Source organism: Pseudomonas sp. 478 (genome assembly GCF_003254125.1).
Taxonomy (GTDB): domain Bacteria; phylum Pseudomonadota; class Gammaproteobacteria; order Pseudomonadales; family Pseudomonadaceae; genus Aquipseudomonas.
Genome location: NZ_QKZG01000001.1, coordinates 289,403 through 304,147, shown reverse-complemented (window position 1 = coordinate 304,147; position 14,745 = coordinate 289,403). Strand labels below are relative to the sequence as shown.

The following is a 14,745-nucleotide window of genomic DNA, read 5'->3' as shown; positions in this document are numbered from 1 at the left end:
GGATCGTCGTTGTGTGGTACTTACAACTTGATCCAGGTCGCCTTCAGCTCGGTGTACTTGTCGAATGCATGCAGCGACTTGTCACGACCGTTGCCGGACTGTTTGAAGCCACCGAACGGCGCCGTCATGTCGCCGCCGTCATACTGGTTGACCCACACGCTACCAGCGCGCAGTGCCTTGGCGGTCAGGTGGGCCTTGGAAATATCCTGGGTCCACACCGCTGCGGCCAAGCCGTAAGGGGTGTCGTTGGCAATCGCAATGGCTTCTTCGGCGGTATCGAACGTGATCACCGACAGCACTGGGCCAAAGATTTCTTCCTGCGCGATTTTCATCGCGTTGCTGACGCCGTCGAAAATCGTCGGCTCAACGTAAGTGCCACCGGTTTCCTGAAGAATGCGCTTGCCGCCCGCCACCAGTTTGGCGCCGTCGGTGTGGCCGGATTCGATGTAGGACAGCACGGTGTTCATCTGCTGGGTATCCACCAGCGCACCGACGTTGGTTGCCGGGTCCAGCGGGTTGCCCGGTTTCCAGGTTTTCAGCGCCTCGATCACCAGCGGCAGGAATTTGTCCTTGATCGAACGCTCCACCAGCAGGCGCGAGCCGGCAGTGCAGACTTCGCCCTGGTTGAAGGCGATGGCACCGGCAGCCGATTCAGCGGCAGCTTGCAGGTCCGGCGCATCGGCGAACACGATGTTCGGGCTCTTGCCGCCGGCTTCGAGCCAGACGCGTTTCATGTTCGATTCGCCGGAGTAGATCAGCAGTTGCTTGGCGATTTTGGTCGAACCGGTGAACACCAGGGTGTCTACATCATTGTGCAGGGCCAGGGCCTTGCCGACGGTGTGACCGTAGCCTGGCAGGACGTTCAGCACGCCTTTCGGAATACCGGCTTCAACGGCCAGCGCAGCGATGCGGATGGCGGTCAGCGGGGACTTTTCGGATGGCTTGAGGATCACTGAATTACCGGTGGACAGCGCCGGGCCGAGTTTCCAGCAGGCCATCATCAGCGGGAAGTTCCACGGCACGATCGCGCCGACGACGCCGACGGGTTCGCGGGTCACCAGACCCAGCTGGTCATGGGGAGTGGCGGCCACTTCGTCGTAGATCTTGTCGATGGCTTCACCGCTCCAGCTCAGGGCTTGCGCCGCGCCTGGAACGTCGATGTACAGGGAATCGCTGATCGGCTTGCCCATGTCCAGGGTTTCAAGCAGGGCCAGCTCTTCGGCGTGCTGTTTCAGCAGGCCGGCGAAACGGATCATGGTGGCTTTACGCTTGGTCGGCGCCAGGCGCGACCAGACGCCGGAATTGAACGTGGCGCGGGCGTTTTCAACAGCGCGCTGGGCGTCGGCGGCGTCACAGCTGGCAATCTTGCCCAGCAGACGGCCATCGACCGGGCTGATGCACTCGAAGGTCTCGGCGGAGACGGCATCGGTGTATTCGCCATTGATGTAGGCGCGGCCTTCGATCTTCAGATCGCGAGCCCGTTGCTCCCAATCGGCACGAGTCAGGGTGGTCATACGAGTGTCCTCCTCTTATTGAATACGAACGCTCCACGGTCTTCGCGGGCGCTGTCAGGAATTCTGCCCAGCCAGCCTGATTTGTCGGCCCAAGGCAACTGCCACCCTAAACCAGTGGCCGGGGTTGTTTCAATATATTTGACACAAGGTCGGCAAACGGCCTTGCGGTGTTCATTTTAATAAACATAGACTTTGGACTTTCCAGCCATCGCGTCGCAATCACGGGGGATAACAACAATGAGCATCCAGGACATCGTCGACTTCAGCCAGGCCACCACCCAGCCCGAACGCTATCGGCCAGACCAGGCAAAAGTCCTCAAGGGTGACCCCGAGCAAGCGGTGTACAACCACTACAACAGCCCTTGTGGTCAGTTAAACGCCGGCGTGTGGGAAGGTGCGATTGGTCAGTGGCTGGTGAATTTTACCGAGCATGAATACTGCGAAATCGTCCAGGGCGTGTCCGTGCTACGCGACAACGACGGCAACAGCAAGACCGTTCGGGCAGGCGATCGTTTCGTCATCCCGGCCGGGTTCCGGGGTACCTGGGAAGTGCTGGAGACATGCCGCAAGATCTATGTGGCGTTTGAACAAAAGACCTGAGCAGTTTGTTTTGTTAAGGCATCAAAAAGGCCCATATCTCGCGATATGGGCCTTTTTTGCTTAGCTGCACTGCCAGATGCCAGGTGAAATACTTAAATACCGCACTCAATCGCTGACCTTGCCGGATGCTGTTCTCGCTCCCGAATAAAGGAGCCTCACCGTCATCATTCACAAGGAAGCGAATAAACATGAAAAATTTTCTTATCACTGGCCTGCTGTCAGGTCTTTTCCTGGCAGTCACCCTGACGTCGGCGCATGCGAACGAACCGGAACAACCAGCGCAGCGATGCGATGCACGGAGGGTTACGTACCTGATTGGCGAATACCTGTCCCGGTCCGTTCGTGATGAGGCCTTCAGGGAGTCACGGGCGACCAGCATTAAAGTCAACTCCCGCGACCTGGACCCTGACAACAATCGCCTGCAAATCAGGACCGATATAAACCTGGAGATTATTGCCATGTACTGCGGCTGATCACTCGCAGGACGACTTGTGGTGGGCAACAAAAAAGGCCCGTATCTCGCGATACGGGCCTTTTTCGTAAGAGGGAAAAATCAATTACTTGATTTTGCCTTCTTTGTACATCACGTGCTTGCGAACGCGCGGATCGAACATGCGCTTTTCGAGCTTGTCCGGAGTAGTACGCTTGTTCTTGTCGGTAGTGTAGAAGTGACCAGTACCGGCGCTAGAAATCATTCGAATCAATTCACGCATGATTAGCTCCCTTAGATCTTGCCAGCTTTGCGAATTTCGGCCAGCACGACAGTAATGCCACGCTTGTCGATGATACGCATGCCTTTGGCAGATACGCGCAGACGCACGAAACGTTTCTCTTCTTCAACCCAGAAGCGGTGATGCTGCAGGTTCGGCAGGAAACGACGACGGGTTTTGTTGTTTGCGTGGGAAATGTTATTCCCAGTCACCGGACCCTTACCGGTAACTTGACATACTCTCGACATGCCTCAGCCCTCTAAAACCACATGCCCAACCCGGCATGGGTTGGCCGCTTAATCTCTCAGTCATTTGGCGCCAGGCGCCGCGTTTCTTTAGAGGTCTTACCGGCTACACCTACAGTGAAGGAACCGGGCCCCTAGAAAAGAGCGCTGCTTTATACCAGAAAGACTGGAGAGCAACAACATTCCGTGTGCGCGGACTTGATAAATTCCCCATTTTTCGCGCGCCGAGCGCCTTGGATAAAGGCTGTCGTCGATTAAGACCGCTCGTCGCAGAGAATCGGCCAACCGACCGATTCCGGGTTTACCTCGGCCCGCATCACCGAAAACAAGCGCACATAGTCCACTTAAAATGAAAAAGGGGATAGTCATTTGCAAAAGAGCCCACTAGGGTAAGCCTTTTCCAGACTGCACTTGCAGATGGGCCTTCGATCTGTAAAGGAATCCGACCATGCGCCTCGCTGCCCTACCGCTGCTGCTCGCCCCTCTTCTGCTGAGCCCGCTGGCTCATGCCGCCGCTCTGAGCGTTTGCACTGAGGCAAGCCCGGAAGGGTTCGACGTGGTGCAATACAACTCGCTGACCACCACCAACGCCTCGGCCGACGTGCTGATGAACCGTCTGGTGGACTTCGATACCGCCAGCGGCAAAGTGGTCGCCAGCCTCGCGGATAGCTGGGAAGTCACGCCCGACGGCCTGACCTACGTGTTCAAACTGCATCCGCAGGTGAAATTCCACCGCACTGAATACTTCAGCCCGACCCGCGACCTGACCGCCGAGGACGTGAAATTCAGTTTCGACCGCATGCTCGACCCGGCCAACCCATGGCACAAGGTCGCCCAGAGCGGCTTCCCGCACGCCCAGTCGATGCAGTTGCCGGCATTGATCAAGAAGATCGACGCACTGGACCCGCTGACCATACGGTTCACCCTCGATCACCCGGACTCGACCTTCCTCGCGACCCTGAGCATGGGCTTCGCCTCGATCTATTCGGCTGAATATGCCGACAAACTGATGAAGGCCGGCACCCCGGAGAAGCTCAATAGCCAGCCAATCGGCAGCGGGCCGTTCATCTTCACGCGCTTCCAGAAAGATGCCTCGATCCGCTACAAGGCCAACCCGGATTACTTCCGCGGCAAGCCTTCGGTGGATCCGCTGATTTTCGCCATCACCCCTGACGCCAACGTGCGTCTGCAGAAATTGCGCCGCAACGAGTGCCAGATCGCCCTGTCGCCCAAGCCTCTGGACGTACAGGCCGCGCTGAAAGAACCGAACCTGAAAGTGGAAAAGACTGACGCCTTCATGACCGCGTTCGTCGGCATCAACAGCCAGCATCCGCCACTGGACAAGCCTGAAGTGCGCCAGGCGATCAACCTCGCGTTCGACAAGGCCAACTACGTCAAAGCTGTGTTCGAAGACACTGCCGAGGCCGCCAACGGCCCGTACCCACCTAACACCTGGAGCTACGCCAAAGGCCTGCCGGGTTACCCGCATGACGTCGAAAAAGCCAAAGCACTCATGGCGAAGGCCGGGCTCAAGGACGGTTTCCAGACCACCATCTGGACCCGACCTTCTGGCAGTCTGCTTAACCCAAACCCGAGCCTCAGCGCTCAAATGCTGCAATCGGACCTCGCGGAAATCGGCATTCAGGCCGAGATTCGGGTGATCGAATGGGGTGAGCTGATTCGCCGCGCCAAGGCCGGTGAACATGACCTGTTATTCATGGGTTGGGCCGGCGACAACGGCGACCCGGACAACTTCCTCACGCCGCAGTTTTCCTGCGCTGCGGTCAAATCCGGCACCAACTTCGCACGCTACTGCAACCAGGACCTGGACAAGCTGATCAGCGCCGGCAAGACCACCGGCGAGCAAGGTGTGCGTACCAAGCTCTACGAACAGGCCCAGGCACAAATCCAGCAGCAGGCGCTGTGGCTGCCGCTGGCCCACCCGACCGCCTTCGCGCTGACGCGCAAGGACGTTGAGGGTTATCAGGTCAGCCCTTTTGGTCGCCAGGATTATTCCAAGGTCAACCTCAAGTAATCCGCCCCGCACGAAACCCTGTGGGAGCGAGCCTGCTCGCGATTGCGGAGCGTCAGTCACCGAATAGTTTGACTGACACGACGCCATCGCGAGCAGGCTCGCTCCCACATGGGCTCGCTTAACCCGCCCCTTCCTCTTACATCCACCCGTACTCGGCCATGGACAGTGGATCGCCGTCACCGATGATGAAATGGTCGAGCACCCGCACATCGATCAGGTCCAGCGCCTCTTGCAGGCGCTTGGTCAGCACTCGGTCGGCTTGACTGGGGTTGGTATTACCCGACGGATGGTTATGGCAGAGGATCAACGCTGCAGCGTTGTGGGCCAACGCCCGTTTAACCACTTGTCTCGGATAGACACTGGTGCTGTCGATGGACCCGCGAAACAGCACTTCAAAGGTCTGCACTTGATGCCTGGAATCCAAAAAAAGACAGCCGAACACCTCGTGAGGCTCGTGGCGCAGCATTGATTTCAGGTAATCACGAACCGCCTGCGGATTTTCCAGCGCCGATTTTTGGCGCGCACGTTCGGCCAAATGCCGCCGGCTCATTTCCTGGACCGCTTGCAACTGAGCGAATTTCGCCGGCCCGAGCCCCAACTCCCTGCTGAACGCCTCCTGATCGGCCTCGAGCAGTGAGCGCAGACTGCCAAACTGATTCAACAGGTGTCGCGCCAGATCTACCGCGCTTTTACCCGACACGCCCGTTCGTAAAAAAATCGCCAGCAGTTCGGCGTCTGAAAGGCTCCCCGAGCCCAACTCAAGCAACCTCTCCCGCGGCCGTTCCGCCGCTGGCCAATCGCGAATACTCATAGCACCTCCCTGGTCTGTGGGCGCCGCTGTTCCGTAGCGGTCGCTGTGATATCTTAGCCCATCTTTTTTGCGGGCGATTTCATCCCTGGGGAGGGGGTATCGCCATGCAGTCATCAACGAAATGAAAGGCAGACCTATGCAGCGGCTGTATCGGAAACGCATCGTTCTGGGCGTCGGCGGCGGCATCGCTGCCTACAAGAGCGCCGACCTGGTTCGCCGCCTGATCGACCAGGGCGCTGAAGTGCGCGTGGTCATGACCCGCGGCGGCAGCGAGTTCATCACACCGTTGACCATGCAGGCCTTGTCCGGGCATCCGGTCCACCTCGACTTGCTCGATCCTGCGGCCGAAGCTGCCATGGGCCACATCGAGCTGGCCAAATGGGCCGACCTGGTGCTGATCGCCCCCGCCACCGCGGACCTCATCGCCCGCCTGGCCCAAGGCATTGCCAACGACCTGCTGACCACGCTGGTGCTGGCCACCGACGCCGTGGTCGCCGTTGCCCCGGCGATGAACCAGGCCATGTGGCGCGACCCGGCTACCCAGGCCAACCTGCAAACCCTCAAAAGCCGCGGCCTGAAAACCTTCGGCCCAGCCTCCGGCAGCCAGGCCTGCGGCGACGTTGGCATGGGTCGCATGCTCGAAGCCACCGACCTCGCCCAGTGCGCGGCGGACTGCTTCCAGCGTCAGGCGCTGACCGGCAAACACGTGCTCATCACCGCTGGCCCGACCCAGGAAAACATCGACCCGGTGCGCTACATCACCAACCACAGCTCCGGAAAGATGGGCTTTGCCCTGGCCGAGGCCGCAGTGGAAGCCGGCGCCCGCGTCACGCTGATCACCGGCCCGGTGCACCTGCCGACCCCGGATCGCGTCACCCGCATCGACGTGGTCAGCGCCCGCGACATGCTCGCCGCGTGTGAAGCCGCGATCCCTTGCGACCTGTTCATCGCCTCGGCAGCGGTTGCGGACTACCGTCCGGAAGTCGTCGCCCCACAGAAACTCAAGAAAGACCCTACGAACGGCGACGGCTTGTTGCTACAGATGGTGCGTAACCCAGACATTCTGGCCACCATTGCCACACGCCCCGACCGTCCGTTCAGTGTCGGGTTCGCCGCCGAAACCGAACACTTGCTCGATTACGCTGCACGCAAGTTGAAAGACAAGAACCTCGATTTGATCGTCGCCAACGACGTCGCCAACCCGAGCATTGGCTTCAACAGCGAAGAAAACGCCTGCAGCGTGATCGACCGCCAGCTACACGCCACACTTTTCGCCCAGACCAGCAAGAGCAAGATTGCTCGCCAGCTGATCACTTTTATCGCCGAACGTCTGAACCAGGTTTAATTTACATGCACGCTTTGCAAGCCAAGATCCTCGACCCTCGCATCGGTACCGATTTCCCGCTGCCGCAGTACGCCACGCCAGGCTCCGCCGGCCTCGACCTGCGCGCCATGCTGGAAAAAGACACCGTCATCAAGCCGGGCGAAACCCTGCTGATCCCGACTGGCCTGTCCGTCTACATTGGCGATCCGGGCTTGGCGGCGCTGATTCTGCCGCGCTCCGGCCTGGGCCATAAGCACGGCATCGTGCTGGGCAACCTGGTCGGCCTGATCGACTCCGATTACCAGGGCCCGCTGATGGTGTCGTGCTGGAACCGTGGCCAGAACGATTTCAACATGGTGGTAGGCGAACGCCTGGCCCAGTTGGTGCTGGTGCCAGTGGTTCAAGCGCATTTCGAGATGGTCGAAGAATTCGTCGAAACCCAGCGCGGCACTGGCGGGTTCGGCCACTCCGGCAGCCATTGATGATTTCCTTGTGGGAGCCAGCAGGCTCGCTCCCACAAGTTTTGTACTGAATTGCAAAGACGTCATCTGGAAGGTTTACCACTGAAAATCAAGGCATTGGCCGGCCATTTACTCGCCGATGCTGGTGGCATGGCCTTTTCACACCACGAACTCTCAGTGGAAAACGCCGTCATACCCTTCAGTTTGAGCCTGCCGACGAGTTCTTCGCGGCAGGTCCAGCCACTTTCGAGATGGAGCATTCCTACAGATGAGCACCCCAGCCCAAGTCGCACCCAAGTTCCCCGACAGCATCTTCCGCGCCTACGATATTCGCGGCACCGTCCCGGAATTCTTGAACGCTGAAACCGCGTATTGGCTCGGTCGCGCCATCGGCTCCCAGAGCCTGGCCCAGGACGAACCCAACGTGTCCGTCGGCCGTGACGGTCGCCTGTCCGGCCCAGAACTGGTCGAACAACTGATCAAAGGCCTCGCCGATAGCGGTTGCCACGTCAGCGACGTCGGCCTGGTGCCAACGCCTGCGCTGTACTACGCCGCCAACGTGCTGGCCGGCAAATCCGGCGTGATGCTCACCGGCAGCCACAACCCGTCGAACTACAACGGCTTCAAGATCGTCATCGCTGGCGACACCCTGGCCAACGAACAGATCCAGGCCCTGCACGAACGCCTCAAGACCAACAACCTGAGCAGCGGCAAGGGCAGCATCACCCAGGTCGAGATCCTCGACCGCTACAACACCGAAATCGTCCAGGACATCAAACTGGCTCGCCGCCTGAAAGTCGTGGTCGACTGCGGTAACGGCGCGGCCGGCGTGATCGCCCCGCAACTGATCGAAGCCCTGAACTGCGAAGTCATCCCGCTGTTCTGCGACGTCGACGGCAACTTCCCGAATCACCACCCGGACCCGGGCAAGCCTGAAAACCTTGTGGACCTGATCGCCAAGGTCAAGGAAACCAACGCTGACCTGGGCCTGGCGTTCGACGGCGACGGCGACCGCGTCGGCGTGGTGACCAACACCGGCAGCATCGTCTACCCCGACCGTCTGCTGATGCTGTTCGCCCGCGACGTGCTGGCGCGCAACGCTGACGCGGAAATCATCTTCGACGTCAAATGCACCCGTCGCCTGACGCCGCTGATCAAGGAATACGGCGGCCGTCCGCTAATGTGGAAGACCGGTCACTCGTTGATCAAAAAGAAAATGAAACAGACTGGCGCCCTGTTGGCCGGCGAAATGAGTGGGCACATCTTCTTCAAGGAACGCTGGTTCGGTTTCGACGACGGCATTTACAGCGCCGCGCGTCTGCTGGAGATCCTCAGCAAAGAAAAATCCACTGCGGAAGAGCTGTTTGCGACCTTCCCGAATGATATTTCTACGCCGGAAATCAATATCCATGTGACCGAAGAGAGCAAATTCAGCATCATTGATGCTCTGCACGACGCGAAGTGGGGCGAAGGCGCCGACCTGACCACCATTGACGGCGTGCGAGTCGACTACGCCAAAGGCTGGGGCCTGGTGCGCGCCTCCAACACCACACCGGTGCTGGTGCTGCGCTTCGAGGCCGATGACGAGGCGGAATTGCAACGCATCAAGGACGTGTTCAAAGTCCAGTTGAAGCGTGTTGCCCCTGATCTCCAATTACCGTTTTGATTTAACGAAGCACCCGGAGCCCTGAATGACCCTCGAACGCGAAGCCGCCGCCAACACCGCCAAGGTCCTGTCCGAAGCGCTGCCTTACATTCGCCGCTATGTCGGCAAGACGCTGGTGATCAAATACGGCGGCAACGCGATGGAAAGCGAGGAGCTGAAAACCGGCTTCGCCCGCGACATCGTGCTGATGAAAGCCGTCGGCATCAACCCGGTGGTGGTTCACGGCGGCGGCCCGCAAATCGGCGACCTGCTCAAGCGTCTGTCGATCGAGAGCCACTTCATCGATGGCATGCGCGTGACTGACGCGCAAACCATGGACGTGGTGGAAATGGTCCTCGGCGGCCAGGTCAACAAGGACATCGTCAACCTGATCAACCGTCATGGCGGCAGCGCCATCGGCCTGACCGGTAAAGACGCCGAGCTGATTCGTGCGAAAAAGCTCACCGTGACCCGCCAGACACCGGAGATGACTCAACCGGAAATCATCGACATCGGCCAGGTCGGTGAAGTGGTCGGGATCAACACCGACCTGCTGAACCTGCTGGTCAAAGGTGACTTCATCCCGGTGATCGCGCCAATCGGTGTCGGCGCCAACGGCGAGTCGTACAACATCAACGCTGACCTGGTAGCCGGTAAAGTCGCCGAAGCACTGAAAGCTGAAAAGCTGATGCTGCTGACCAACATCGCCGGCCTGATGGACAAGTCGGGCACGGTCCTGACCGGCCTGACCACCCAACAGGTCGACGACTTGATCGCCGACGGCACCATCTACGGCGGCATGCTGCCGAAGATCCGTTGCGCGCTGGAAGCCGTGCAAGGTGGCGTGGGCAGCTCGTTGATCATCGATGGCCGGGTGCCGAATGCGATTCTTCTGGAAATCTTCACCGACACCGGTGTGGGTACCTTGATCAGCAATCGCAAGCGTCACTGATTCAAGTACGTCAAAAGATCGCACCCTTCAGCAGCACCTATGGATGTACGAATATTCCGTAGGAGCTGATGAAGTCTGCGATCTTTTTTATGCGCGCAGGAAATGTCTAACCTGATTAAGCGAAACGTCCGACATCCCGCCAGCATTAGTCCGCATAGGATCTTCCCTGTATCCACAGGAGAACTACCTCATGCAAAAAGTTTACGCACCTAACGGCAGCGACGTTTCCGCAGGCACCTACGAATGCGCCGACTGCGGCTACGAATATTCCAACCAATCGAAAAAATCCTTGCCGCCCTGTCCACAACGCCTGGACTCATTGCACGTACAGAACGGCTGGAAAATCCTCAGCGGCCAAGGAGACGCAAAGGACGACCCTTATCCGAAATCCGGTAAGTGATCACGGGAGACTCAGCCATGCAGATCTCGTTCACGATCGACGCCCAGGCTTTCGAGCAGGAGCAGAAGGAGCCGGTCAAAAAGACCCTGAGGATCTCCGACCACGAAATCACCCACGCCCTGCAGCGAATCGCCAAGGCGAGCCTGACCGAATACTTGAAAATGCTGGTAGAAGGCGGCATGCCGAGTCGGGCCGATGAAGCGAAACAGGACCGCTTGCTGTATCTGATTCAAAGCTACTTCGGGCAGACATTGCCGACCGAATCTCAGATATCGACGATTTTTCAGCTGACCCAGAGCCAAAGCAAAACCCTGCTGAAAAACACGGTTTCGCGCTTTCGCAATCAGCTGGACGAGATCCTTCAACACAGCATGAGGGCCGTGATCGAAACAGCAGAGCATGCGCAGACGGTTTATCTGGTGGTGATCAGCTCTGACGTCATCCGTGATGAGCTGAACATGCTGATCACCCAGAACGAGCCGACGTTCAAACCCATCACCAAACGCAAAGGCAGCGCCGGGCAGTTTGAAATCAGTGAAGATTCCCACGCGCTGTTGTGCCGGACACTGGGCCTGAATGCCGCTCAGTGACATCGTCGCGGTCAGCGGTTTGCTGCTGACCTTGACCACCTTCATGTTCAACCTGGCCTGGCCGAAGCTGCATGAAGCGTTGGAACTGGATGAAAAACAACCAGGTCCGCTGGCCAGAAAACGCAGCCAAGGGAAAGTGATGAGCGTTTTGTTGGGCCGCGCCGTACCGCTGACCTGCGCCTTCATGTCGTTGTTTTACGTCAACCTGCCGGCCGCCGTAAGGATCATGGGAAGCAGCACACTGGATCTGTGGGATTTCGATGTGGATCGCACGCTCTACGTGCTAGTCGTCCTGGCACTGCTGGTGTTTGCGCTGTTCAACTTGGGATTGACGCTGAAACTAATAGGAAAATGGCGAAGACTGCTCTGACGACCTAAAACAAAAGACCCCGCTCAGCCTGGCTGAGCGGGGTCTTTTTTCGCCTGCAATCCCTGTGACAATCCACCTTTTGTGGTGAGGGAGCTTGCTCCCGCTTGAGTGCGCAGCACTCACAAACTTCTTGGGTCTGCTACGCAGCCCAGCGGGAGCAAGCTCCCTCGCCACACAAGCCCGCTCCCACAGGTGATTGTGGTCAGACGCCGAATTGGGCGCGGTAGGCTTCGACGGCAGGTAAATGCTGCTTGAGCTGCGGGTCGTCAGCCAGGAATTCGAGCACCTGGTTCAGCGAAACAATGCTGATCACCGGAATACCGAAGTCACGCTCTACTTCCTGGATGGCCGACAACTCGCCGTTGCCACGCTCCTGACGGTTCAGGGCGATGAGCACACCCGCCGCCTTGGCGCCGTCCTGGGAAGCGATGATCTGCATCACCTCGCGGATGGCAGTGCCAGCGGTGATCACATCGTCGATGATCAACACGTCACCGGTCAACGGTGCGCCGACCAGGCTGCCGCCTTCGCCGTGAGCCTTGGCTTCCTTGCGGTTGAAGCACCATGGCAAATCACGGTCATGATGTTCGGCCAAGGCCACTGCGGTGGTCGCCGCCAAAGGGATGCCTTTGTACGCCGGGCCAAACAATACATCGAACGAAATACCGCTCTCGACGATGGCTGCCGCGTAGAAACGACCCAGCTGCGCAAGGGCCTTCCCTGAGTTGAACAGGCCGGCATTGAAGAAGTAAGGACTGGTGCGTCCGGACTTCAGGGTGAACTCGCCGAAGCGCAAAACGCCGCGATCGATGGCAAAACGAATGAAATCGCGCTGATACGCTTGCATGAAAAAAACCCCAAATACCACGGATTTAGCTAATTAGGTTGACGCCGTGTATCATACACGCACGCGATTTTTGGGGCCATTTATGCGGATCATCAGTGTGAACGTCAATGGTATTCAGGCTGCAGTGGAGCGAGGTTTGCTCAGTTGGCTGCAAGCACAGAATGCCGACGTCATCTGCCTGCAGGACACCCGCGCCTCCGCCTTTGAACTGGACGATCCAGCCTTCCAACTGGATGGCTACTTCCTTTATGCCTGCGAAGCTGAAGTTCCCGCCCAGGGTGGCGTGGCTTTGTATTCGCGGTTGCAACCGAAGGCAGTCATCAGCGGTCTCGGCTTCGAGACAGCCGACCGCTACGGGCGCTACCTGCAAGCCGATTTCGACAAGGTCAGCATCGCGACCTTACTGCTCCCTTCGGGGCAGAACGGCGATGAAGACTTGAACCAGAAGTTCAAGCTAATGGACGATTTCGCCCGTTATCTGGATAAACAGCGACGCAAACGTCGCGAGTACATTTACTGTGGCTCGCTGTACGTGGCGCAACAGAAGCTGGATATCAAGAACTGGCGTGACAGCCAGCAGTCCCCGGGCTTCCTGGCACCTGAACGTGCCTGGATGGACGAGATTGTCGGCAACATGGGTTATGTCGATGCGTTGCGCGAAGTCAGCCGTGAAGGCGACCAGTACAGCTGGTGGCCGGATAACGAACAGGCTGAAATGCTCAATCTCGGTTGGCGTTTCGACTATCAGTTGCTGACTCCAGGCCTGCGTCGCTTCGTACGCAGCGCGCGTCTGCCTCGTCAGCCACGGTTCTCGCAACACGCACCGCTGATCGTGGACTACGACTGGACGCTGACCATTTAAGCGTCGTTTCGTACACACAAAAAAGCCGACATCTCTGTCGGCTTTTTTGTGCACGCTGATTTCTGGCTCTTTGTAGGAGTGAGCCTGCTCGCGATAGCGGTAGACCAGTCACGTTAATGTTGAATGTGAAGGCCTCATCGCGAGCAGGCTCGCTCCTACAGGGGATTTGTGTTGTGACTTACTTGATCAACCGCCAGGTGAACGGGTAACGATAAGGCACCCCTTCATTGGCCTTCACGCCGGCAATGATCGTCAGCACCAGCGCACCGATCGCCAACAGACCGAACAGGAAGAACCCGACGATCACCACCATCAGCAGGAAGCAGATGGCGGAGGCAATGGCGACGGTGATCTGAAAGTTCAGCGCCTCCTTGCCTTGAGCATCAACAAACGGGTCCATCTCGCGCTTCATCTGCCAGAGAATCAGCGGGCCGATCAGCGTACCGAACGGAATCCAGATCCCCAACAAGGCGGACAGGTGACAAAACATTGCCCACTGCCGAACCTCTTTGCTCGGTGTGGGAAGTAGCTGTTGCTCGTCACTCATGGCGTCCTCCTTGTGTGGAACAGTCCGATCAGTCGGCCAGTGCAGCCTTTTGCAGCTCGAAGATTTCGGTCATGCCTTTCTTCGCCAACTCAAGCATAGCGTTCAGTTCTTCCGGCTGGAACGGAGCGCCTTCGGCAGTGCCCTGGACTTCGATGAAGCCGCCAGTGCTGGTCATCACCACGTTCAAGTCGGTCTCGGCGGCCGAGTCTTCCAGATAGTCGAGGTCGAGTACCGGCTCACCCTGGTACATGCCCACCGATACGGCTGCGATCATTTGCTTGAGCGGGTCGCCGCCTTTCAGGCCGCCGCGCTTCTTGATCACTTTCAAGGCATCGACCAGTGCAACCATGGCGCCGGTGATGGACGCGGTGCGGGTGCCGCCGTCAGCCTGGATCACGTCGCAATCGACGTACAGGGTGACGTCGCCCAGCTTGGACATGTCGAGCGAAGCGCGCAGGGAGCGACCGATCAGACGCTGAATTTCCAGGGTGCGGCCGCCTTGTTTGCCGCGGCTCGCTTCACGCTGGTTACGCTCGCCGGTGGCGCGCGGCAGCATGCCGTATTCAGCGGTCAACCAGCCTTGGCCCTGACCTTTGAGGAAACGCGGCACGCCGTTCTCGACGCTGACGGTGCAGATGACTTTGGTATCACCGAACTCGACCAGTACAGATCCCTCGGCGTGTTTGGTGTAGTTGCGGGTAATGCGGATCGAGCGGAGCTGATCGGCAGCGCGACCACTTGGACGTTTCATAGGGAATACCTGTACGGGGGACGGAAAACTGCGGAGCATTATAGAGCCGCAGGGCCAGGAGTGGGCACTTCTAAAAAAATC

Annotated in this window: 17 protein-coding genes and 1 pseudogene; 11 read left to right on the top strand and 7 right to left on the bottom strand. The window is 58.6% G+C overall.

Annotated elements, in window-relative coordinates:
- Positions 1-20: 20 nt before the first annotated feature.
- Positions 21-1,514 (bottom strand): aldehyde dehydrogenase, encoded by a 1,494-nt coding sequence (locus DFS28_RS01495; protein WP_046045050.1) that lies wholly within the window; start codon positions 1,512-1,514, stop codon positions 21-23.
- A gap of 237 nt (positions 1,515-1,751) precedes the next feature.
- Between DFS28_RS01495 and DFS28_RS01490 the strand changes: the two genes are divergently transcribed.
- Positions 1,752-2,114: a cupin domain-containing protein gene (locus tag DFS28_RS01490; RefSeq protein WP_111448285.1), complete on the top strand. Its 363-nt coding sequence runs from the start codon at positions 1,752-1,754 to the stop codon at positions 2,112-2,114.
- Positions 2,115-2,302: 188 nt separating this feature from the next.
- Entirely contained in the window at positions 2,303-2,587 is a 285-nt protein-coding gene (locus DFS28_RS01485) for a peptidase inhibitor (RefSeq protein ID WP_111448284.1), read from the top strand.
- An 84-nt stretch (positions 2,588-2,671) separates the two neighbouring features.
- Here the strand turns inward: DFS28_RS01485 and rpmG are convergent, their stop codons facing one another.
- Positions 2,672-2,827, bottom strand: coding sequence for a 50S ribosomal protein L33 (gene rpmG / locus DFS28_RS01480; protein ID WP_008150173.1), 156 nt, complete (start codon positions 2,825-2,827; stop codon positions 2,672-2,674).
- A gap of 11 nt (positions 2,828-2,838) precedes the next feature.
- On the bottom strand, positions 2,839-3,072 hold the full coding sequence (rpmB, locus tag DFS28_RS01475) for a 50S ribosomal protein L28 (RefSeq protein ID WP_007894701.1): 234 nt from the start codon (positions 3,070-3,072) through the stop codon (positions 2,839-2,841).
- A gap of 445 nt (positions 3,073-3,517) precedes the next feature.
- Between rpmB and DFS28_RS01470 the strand changes: the two genes are divergently transcribed.
- Positions 3,518-5,104: an ABC transporter substrate-binding protein gene (locus DFS28_RS01470; RefSeq protein ID WP_111448283.1), complete on the top strand. Its 1,587-nt coding sequence runs from the start codon at positions 3,518-3,520 to the stop codon at positions 5,102-5,104.
- 136 nt (positions 5,105-5,240) lie between these two features.
- Here DFS28_RS01470 and radC read toward each other — a convergent pair whose 3' ends face one another.
- Positions 5,241-5,915, bottom strand: coding sequence for a DNA repair protein RadC (radC, locus tag DFS28_RS01465; protein WP_111448282.1), 675 nt, complete (start codon positions 5,913-5,915; stop codon positions 5,241-5,243).
- Between the two features lie 136 nt (positions 5,916-6,051).
- On the opposite strand from radC, the gene coaBC reads away from it, so the two are divergent.
- From coaBC to DFS28_RS01425, 7 genes and pseudogenes are all read left to right on the top strand, one after another.
- Positions 6,052-7,260, top strand: a complete 1,209-nt coding sequence (gene coaBC / locus DFS28_RS01460; RefSeq protein ID WP_111448281.1) for a bifunctional phosphopantothenoylcysteine decarboxylase/phosphopantothenate--cysteine ligase CoaBC — start codon at positions 6,052-6,054, stop codon at positions 7,258-7,260.
- A gap of 5 nt (positions 7,261-7,265) precedes the next feature.
- Positions 7,266-7,721 (top strand): dUTP diphosphatase, encoded by a 456-nt coding sequence (dut, locus tag DFS28_RS01455; RefSeq protein ID WP_111448280.1) that lies wholly within the window; start codon positions 7,266-7,268, stop codon positions 7,719-7,721.
- A 268-nt stretch (positions 7,722-7,989) separates the two neighbouring features.
- Positions 7,990-9,366 (top strand): annotated as a pseudogene (locus DFS28_RS01445) (phosphomannomutase/phosphoglucomutase); the annotation flags it as partial.
- A 25-nt stretch (positions 9,367-9,391) separates the two neighbouring features.
- On the top strand, positions 9,392-10,297 hold the full coding sequence (argB, locus tag DFS28_RS01440; protein WP_008007602.1) for an acetylglutamate kinase: 906 nt from the start codon (positions 9,392-9,394) through the stop codon (positions 10,295-10,297).
- Between the two features lie 190 nt (positions 10,298-10,487).
- A complete protein-coding gene (locus tag DFS28_RS01435) occupies positions 10,488-10,697 on the top strand; it encodes a hypothetical protein (protein WP_111448278.1) in 210 nt (69 codons plus the stop codon).
- A 17-nt stretch (positions 10,698-10,714) separates the two neighbouring features.
- The gene (locus DFS28_RS01430; RefSeq protein WP_111448277.1) at positions 10,715-11,287 is read left to right on the top strand and encodes a hypothetical protein; all 573 of its coding nucleotides are present in this window, start codon (positions 10,715-10,717) and stop codon (positions 11,285-11,287) included.
- The gene (locus DFS28_RS01425; protein WP_111448276.1) at positions 11,274-11,657 is read left to right on the top strand and encodes a hypothetical protein; all 384 of its coding nucleotides are present in this window, start codon (positions 11,274-11,276) and stop codon (positions 11,655-11,657) included. Before DFS28_RS01430 ends, DFS28_RS01425 begins: the two co-directional genes overlap by 14 nt.
- A gap of 202 nt (positions 11,658-11,859) precedes the next feature.
- Here DFS28_RS01425 and pyrE read toward each other — a convergent pair whose 3' ends face one another.
- Entirely contained in the window at positions 11,860-12,504 is a 645-nt protein-coding gene (pyrE, locus tag DFS28_RS01415; protein ID WP_111448275.1) for an orotate phosphoribosyltransferase, read from the bottom strand.
- Between the two features lie 82 nt (positions 12,505-12,586).
- Between pyrE and DFS28_RS01410 the strand changes: the two genes are divergently transcribed.
- A complete protein-coding gene (locus tag DFS28_RS01410; protein ID WP_007934608.1) occupies positions 12,587-13,366 on the top strand; it encodes an exodeoxyribonuclease III in 780 nt (259 codons plus the stop codon).
- A 178-nt stretch (positions 13,367-13,544) separates the two neighbouring features.
- Here the strand turns inward: DFS28_RS01410 and DFS28_RS01405 are convergent, their stop codons facing one another.
- Both DFS28_RS01405 and rph read right to left on the bottom strand, forming a co-directional pair.
- Positions 13,545-13,913, bottom strand: coding sequence for a DUF4870 domain-containing protein (locus DFS28_RS01405; protein WP_008150150.1), 369 nt, complete (start codon positions 13,911-13,913; stop codon positions 13,545-13,547).
- Positions 13,914-13,941: 28 nt separating this feature from the next.
- Positions 13,942-14,664, bottom strand: coding sequence for a ribonuclease PH (gene rph / locus DFS28_RS01400; RefSeq protein WP_010465211.1), 723 nt, complete (start codon positions 14,662-14,664; stop codon positions 13,942-13,944).
- Positions 14,665-14,745 lie beyond the last annotated feature (81 nt).

Coding starts and splice junctions, on each gene's coding strand:
- DFS28_RS01495 (WP_046045050.1), bottom strand. CDS start 1,514: ATGACCACCCTGACTCGTGCCGATTGGGAGCAACGGGCTCGCGATCTG.
- DFS28_RS01490 (WP_111448285.1), top strand. CDS start 1,752: ATGAGCATCCAGGACATCGTCGACTTCAGCCAGGCCACCACCCAGCCC.
- DFS28_RS01485 (WP_111448284.1), top strand. CDS start 2,303: ATGAAAAATTTTCTTATCACTGGCCTGCTGTCAGGTCTTTTCCTGGCA.
- rpmG (WP_008150173.1), bottom strand. CDS start 2,827: ATGCGTGAATTGATTCGAATGATTTCTAGCGCCGGTACTGGTCACTTC.
- rpmB (WP_007894701.1), bottom strand. CDS start 3,072: ATGTCGAGAGTATGTCAAGTTACCGGTAAGGGTCCGGTGACTGGGAAT.
- DFS28_RS01470 (WP_111448283.1), top strand. CDS start 3,518: ATGCGCCTCGCTGCCCTACCGCTGCTGCTCGCCCCTCTTCTGCTGAGC.
- radC (WP_111448282.1), bottom strand. CDS start 5,915: ATGAGTATTCGCGATTGGCCAGCGGCGGAACGGCCGCGGGAGAGGTTG.
- coaBC (WP_111448281.1), top strand. CDS start 6,052: ATGCAGCGGCTGTATCGGAAACGCATCGTTCTGGGCGTCGGCGGCGGC.
- dut (WP_111448280.1), top strand. CDS start 7,266: ATGCACGCTTTGCAAGCCAAGATCCTCGACCCTCGCATCGGTACCGAT.
- argB (WP_008007602.1), top strand. CDS start 9,392: ATGACCCTCGAACGCGAAGCCGCCGCCAACACCGCCAAGGTCCTGTCC.
- DFS28_RS01435 (WP_111448278.1), top strand. CDS start 10,488: ATGCAAAAAGTTTACGCACCTAACGGCAGCGACGTTTCCGCAGGCACC.
- DFS28_RS01430 (WP_111448277.1), top strand. CDS start 10,715: ATGCAGATCTCGTTCACGATCGACGCCCAGGCTTTCGAGCAGGAGCAG.
- DFS28_RS01425 (WP_111448276.1), top strand. CDS start 11,274: ATGCCGCTCAGTGACATCGTCGCGGTCAGCGGTTTGCTGCTGACCTTG.
- pyrE (WP_111448275.1), bottom strand. CDS start 12,504: ATGCAAGCGTATCAGCGCGATTTCATTCGTTTTGCCATCGATCGCGGC.
- DFS28_RS01410 (WP_007934608.1), top strand. CDS start 12,587: ATGCGGATCATCAGTGTGAACGTCAATGGTATTCAGGCTGCAGTGGAG.
- DFS28_RS01405 (WP_008150150.1), bottom strand. CDS start 13,913: ATGAGTGACGAGCAACAGCTACTTCCCACACCGAGCAAAGAGGTTCGG.
- rph (WP_010465211.1), bottom strand. CDS start 14,664: ATGAAACGTCCAAGTGGTCGCGCTGCCGATCAGCTCCGCTCGATCCGC.